Consider the following 5,229-nt stretch of genomic DNA (forward strand, 5'->3'; position numbering starts at 1 on the left):
CCGCCATCACTCCCTCCTCCGCCTTGCAGCCGCACGCACCAGACCCCGCTCACCCACAGCCAAAGCGAAGGTCCCGCGATGCCGGCATGATCCGCCGGACACTCCCTAGGGCCCGCCCCCTCAGGGGCGCAGCAGGACCTTCCCGGTCTTCGGATCGCCGCCGCCCACCAGGGCCACCGCGTCCGCGAACCGCTCCAGCGGGAACTCGTGGGTGATCAGCGGCGCCGGGTCCAGCAGGCCGAGCCCGAACGCCCGCACCGCGTCGGACCACGCCGACGACGGGGCGCCGAAGACACTGCGGACCTCCAGCTGGCTCAGGGACAGGTGCACCGGGTCGATGCCCACGGCGCCCTCGGTGAACATCCCGGTCAGCACGACCCGCCCGCCGCGCCGCGCCAGCAGGCACGACGACGCCGCCGTCGACGGCGCCCCGGCGGTCTCCACGACCAGGTCGAAGCGGCCGTCCAGCGCCGCGGCGTCCGCCGGGCCCACCGCCTCGGTCGCGCCGAACCGCAGCGCAGCCTCGGCCCGCGCCGCCCGCGGGTCCACCACGGTCAGCTCGGCCGGCGACGATGCCGCCAGCAGCTGTACGGCGAGGAGGCCCAGCGTCCCGGCGCCCACCACCACGATCCGCTCACCCGGGCGCGGCGCTCCCGCCCGTACCGCCGCGGCGATCACCGCGGACGGTTCGAGCAGCGCGGCCGCCCGCAGGTCGGCGCCGTCGTCCAGCGGGTGCAGCAGCCGCGCCGGGACCACCACGTGGTCGGCGAACGCGCCCGGCTCCGTGAACCCCGTCTCCGCGTACCCGCCGGTGCACAGCGACGTCTCGCCGCAGCGGCACCGTGCGCACACGCCGCACGCCCGGAACCCCTCGGCGACCGTCTTCCGGCCCACCAGCCCCGGGTCCACGCCCGCGCCCACGGCCTCCACCGTGCCGGCCCACTCATGACCGGGCGTCACCGGATAGCGCACGTACGCGGGGGAGCGGTGCCCGTCGAGCACCTCGCGGTCGCTCATGCAGATCCCGGCGGCCGCGACCCGTACGAGGACCTCGCCCGGTCCGGGCACGGGCACGTCCCGGGCGATCAGCCGGTGCGCGCCCGGCCGGTCGATGACGACGGCCCGGCTCACCGGGGCGGCCCGGCTCACCGGGGCGGCCCGGCTCACCGCGGCGCCCCGGCTCACCGCGGCGCCCCCGGCGGCCTCGGGCGTCCCGCTCACTCCGTGCCCTTCGGCGCCCGCTTCTCCCAGCCCTCGGCCCACAGGTCGAACCTGGCCTGCTGCTGCGGGAACTCGGCGGCCGCGTCCACGTCCAGCTCCACGCCCAGGCCGGGCGCGTCGGAGAGGTGGAAGCAGCCGGTCTCCGGGTCCACCTGCGGGGCGCCCTTGACGACCTTCTTGATCTCCGCGTCGGCGAAGTCGTTGAAGTGCTCAAGGATCTTGAAGTTCGGGGAGGTGAACCCGACCTGGAGCGAGGCGGCGGTCAGGACCGACCCGCCGACGTTGTGCGGCGCGACGAGCATGTAGTGGGTCTCGGCGGCCGCGGCGAGCTTCCGCGTCTCCCAGATGCCGCCGATGTGGCCGACGTCCGGCTGGATGATGTCGGCCGCCTGCGACTCGAACAGCTCCCGGAACTCGATCCGGTCGTGGATCCGCTCACCCGTCGCCACCGGCAGGTCCACCTTGTCGGCGACCTTCTTCAGCGCCTTCAGGTTCTCCGGCGGCACCGGCTCCTCCAGCCACGCCGGGTTGTACGGCGCGAGCTCACGCGCCAGCCGCACCGCCGTGGCCGGGCTGAACCGCCCGTGCATCTCCAGCATCAGCTCCGCGTCCGGCCCGATCGCGTCCCGCACCGCCTCGATGAGCGACACCGCGTACCGGGTCTGCTCCGCGTCAAGCTCGAAGTGGCCGGTGCCGAACGGGTCGATCTTCAGAGCGCGGTAGCCGCGCGCCATGACCTCCTGCGCCGCCTTGTGGTACGCCTCGGGAGTCCGCTCCGTCGTGTACCAGCCGTTCGCGTACGCCTTGACCCGGTCCCTCACCTTGCCGCCGAGCAGTTGCCACACCGGCACGCCCAGCGCCTTGCCCTTGATGTCCCAGCACGCCATTTCGACCACGGCGATGCCCGACATCACGATCTCGCCGGCCCGCCCGTAGTCGCCGTACTTCATCCGGCGGACCAGGTCCTCCACCGCGAACGGGTCCGAGCCCGCGATGTGGTTGGCCTCGGCCTCCCGCAGATAGCCGATCAGCGCGTCCGTCCGGCCCAGCATCCGCGTCTCGCCGACGCCGGTGAGCCCCTCGTCGGTGTGGACGAGGACATAGGTGAGATTGCGCCAGGGCGTCCCGACGACATGAGTGCTGATTCCCGTGATGCGCACGGCAGTTGCCCCTTGGATGCGTTCGGTATTTCGTCACACGTTCGAAATGCTGGCGTGACCGTAATCACCCCCCGCGGGAGGTGTCAATGGTGGTGACGGCATCCGGCGGCTGTCCGAATCCCGCAGGACCATTGCCCGTTGAAGCGGCCGGTGACTACCCTGTGTTCGTCATACCGGCCAGCGGCCGGGGTTTCGAACGAAGGGGTGGGTAGCCTCATGGGACGTCTCGTTCCCGCCGTGACCAGGGCGCTCGACATTCTGGAACTGTTCCTCGACGGCGACGGTACGCTCTCCGCGCCCGAGGTCACCCGGAAACTGCAACTGCCGCGCACGACCGTCCACGAGCTCATGACGACCCTCGCGGCCCGCTCCTACCTCGTACCCGTACCCGGCCGGCCCGGCCGCTTCCGCCTCGGCGTCCGCACCTACCAGCTCGGCAGCCGGTACGCCGAGGAGCTCGACCTCGCCGCCGAGGGCCAGCGCGTCGCCCGCGAGGTCGCCGAGACCTGCGACGAGACGGTCCATGTCGCCATCCTGGAGGACCTCGACGTCATCTACATCGCCAAGGTCGACTCCACCCACGCTGTCCGCATGGTCTCCGCCGCCGGACGCAGGCTCCCCGCCCACTGCACCTCCGTCGGCAAGATGCTGCTCGCCTCACTGTCGCAGGACGAGTTCGACACCCGTATCGACGGCCGGGAACTCGCCGCCATGACCGCCAACAGCATCACCGACCCGGACGCCCTGCGTGCCGCACTCGACACCGTACGGGAACGCGGCATCGCCACCGAGCACCGCGAGTCCAACCCGGACGTGAGCTGCGTCGCCGCCCCCGTCCGCGACAGCACGGGACGGGTCGTCGCCGCCCTGTCCATCTCCGTCCCCATGATCCGCTGGAACGAGGAGCGCGAGGCCGAACTCGCGGAACTCGCCGCGAAGGGCGCCGACGACCTGTCCGTCAGCCTCGGCCACCGGGGCGACGCCCGATGAGCCAGGCCACCGGGAGCCGCGCCGAGATCGCCGTACGGGCCACCGCCGAACTCGGCGAAGGCCCCACCTGGGACACCGCCGCCGACCGCCTCGTCTGGGTCGACATCCTCGGCTCCCGCGTCCACACCTACCGCCCCTCCGACGGACGCCGCACCGTCCTGCTCACCCCGCAGCACGTCGGCGCCGCCAAACCCCGCGCGGGCGGCGGACTGGTCGTCAACCTCCGCGACGGCATCGGCCTGTACGACCCGGACGGCACCTTCCGCCACCTCCACCACGACCCCGTACCGGGCCGGCGCGGCAACGACGCCGCCGTCGCCCCCGACGGGGCCCTGTGGGCCGGCACCATGCGGTACGACGAGAGCACCGGCGGCGGCACCCTCACCCGTGTCGCACCGGACGGCACCGCCACCACGGTCCTCCCCGACGTCACCGTCAGCAACGGCACCGACTGGAGCCCCGACGGCACCCGCATGTACTACGTCGACAGCCCCACCCGCCGTATCGACGTCTTCCGCACCGACGGCGAACGCCTCCTGGACCGCCGCGAGTTCGCCGCCGTCGAACCCGGCGCCGGCTTCCCGGACGGCCTCACCGTGGACGCCGAAGGCTGCGTGTGGGTCGCCCTGTGGGACGGCGCGGCCCTCCGCCGCTACACCCCCGACGGCCGCCTCGACCGCACCGTCCACCTCCCCGTACGCCGCCCCACCGCCTGCGCCTTCGGCGGGCCCGGACTGCGGGACCTCTACATCACCACGGCCCGCACAGGCCTCGACCGGCCGCACCCCATGGCCGGATCACTCCTCGTCATCCCGGACGCGGGGCACGGCCGCCCGGGCACGCCGTTCGGCGGCTGACGTCACCACCGGCACAGCGATCGCACACCCTTGCTAAGCTCACCCGCCATCTCGACACAACGGTCACGGGGGCCAGTTCGAGCACACACGACGACCGGCACGCACAGCAGCGCGACGAAGCGCAGGGACGAGGGAGCCCCGTGGGCACATCCACCGATGACGCCGCCACGGAGTTCCACGCGTTCTTCGAGCGCCACTACGCCGAACTCGCCCGCCTCGCCCACCTCCTCACCGGCGAACCGGACGCCGCCGACGACCTCGCCGCCGACGCGCTGCTCGCCCTCTGGCACCGCTGGGACCGCGTACGCGCCGCCCAGCACCCGGCCGCCTACGCCCGCGGCGTCGTCGCCAACCTCGCCCGCAGCCGCATCCGCAGCGCCGTACGCGAACGCCGCCGCGTCGCCCTCTTCTGGGGCCGGCGGTCCGACCGCTGCGACGACCCCGACATACCCGCCGTCGTGGACGTCCAGGACGCCCTGCGACGGCTGCCGTTCCGCAAACGCGCCTGCGTCGTCCTGCGGCACGCCTTCGACCTCTCCGAGCGGGAGACCGCCCTCACGCTCGGAGTCTCGGTGGGTACGGTGAAGAGCCAGACGTCGAAGGCCATGGCCCAGCTCGAACAGCTCCTTGGCCCCCGCGCCGCCGCCTCGCAACTGGTGGCAGGGAGGAAGTAGTGGACGACCTGAAACACGCGCTCCGGAAGGCGGCGCGGGCCCACGATCCCGACCGCGCCCGCATCCTGGCCCGCGTCGAACGCGGCATGGCCGCCCCGCCCGAGGCACCCGCACCACGCCACCGCCCGGGCGGCGCGCCATGGCTGCGCATCGCCGCGGCGGCGGGCGTCGCCGCGGTCCTCACCGCGGGCGGCTTCACGGCGGCGACGCTCCTCCGCACCGAGGCCACGCCCCAGCGACCCGCCCCGGCCGCGGCGACACCACCGGACGTCGCACCGGACGGCGAGCTCTCGGGCGAGGGCAGGATCGACCCGCACAGCAACCGCT

Annotated in this window: 5 protein-coding genes and 1 pseudogene; 4 read left to right on the forward strand and 2 right to left on the reverse strand. The window is 73.4% G+C overall.

Annotation, left to right across the window (positions count from 1 at the left end; translation table 11 throughout):
- Positions 1-120: 120 nt before the first annotated feature.
- Positions 121-1,149 (reverse strand): alcohol dehydrogenase catalytic domain-containing protein, encoded by a 1,029-nt coding sequence (locus tag HTZ82_RS09420; RefSeq protein ID WP_175408865.1) that lies wholly within the window; start codon positions 1,147-1,149, stop codon positions 121-123.
- A gap of 68 nt (positions 1,150-1,217) precedes the next feature.
- On the reverse strand, positions 1,218-2,381 hold the full coding sequence (locus HTZ82_RS09425; protein ID WP_175408861.1) for a mandelate racemase/muconate lactonizing enzyme family protein: 1,164 nt from the start codon (positions 2,379-2,381) through the stop codon (positions 1,218-1,220).
- A gap of 216 nt (positions 2,382-2,597) precedes the next feature.
- Here HTZ82_RS09425 and HTZ82_RS09430 point away from each other — a divergent pair, with 216 nt between their 5' ends.
- The 4 genes and pseudogenes from HTZ82_RS09430 to HTZ82_RS09445 all read left to right on the forward strand — a co-directional run.
- The gene (locus tag HTZ82_RS09430) at positions 2,598-3,371 is read left to right on the forward strand and encodes an IclR family transcriptional regulator (protein ID WP_175408862.1); all 774 of its coding nucleotides are present in this window, start codon (positions 2,598-2,600) and stop codon (positions 3,369-3,371) included.
- Positions 3,368-4,228: an SMP-30/gluconolactonase/LRE family protein gene (locus HTZ82_RS09435; protein WP_175408863.1), complete on the forward strand. Its 861-nt coding sequence runs from the start codon at positions 3,368-3,370 to the stop codon at positions 4,226-4,228. Before HTZ82_RS09430 ends, HTZ82_RS09435 begins: the two co-directional genes overlap by 4 nt.
- 140 nt (positions 4,229-4,368) lie before the next feature.
- Positions 4,369-4,902, forward strand: coding sequence for a SigE family RNA polymerase sigma factor (locus HTZ82_RS09440; RefSeq protein ID WP_175408864.1), 534 nt, complete (start codon positions 4,369-4,371; stop codon positions 4,900-4,902).
- A pseudogene (locus HTZ82_RS09445) lies at positions 4,902-5,229 on the forward strand (hypothetical protein); the annotation flags it as partial. The gene HTZ82_RS09440 and the pseudogene HTZ82_RS09445, both read left to right, overlap by 1 nt.

Source organism: Streptomyces sp. TRM64462, assembly GCF_013362995.1.
Lineage (GTDB): Bacteria > Actinomycetota > Actinomycetes > Streptomycetales > Streptomycetaceae > Streptomyces.

Bases quoted from the DNA above. Each gene is read 5' to 3' on its own strand.
- HTZ82_RS09435 (WP_175408863.1), top strand. From the start codon at position 3,368: ATGAGCCAGGCCACCGGGAGCCGCGCCGAGATCGCCGTACGGGCCACC.
- HTZ82_RS09430 (WP_175408862.1), top strand. From the start codon at position 2,598: ATGGGACGTCTCGTTCCCGCCGTGACCAGGGCGCTCGACATTCTGGAA.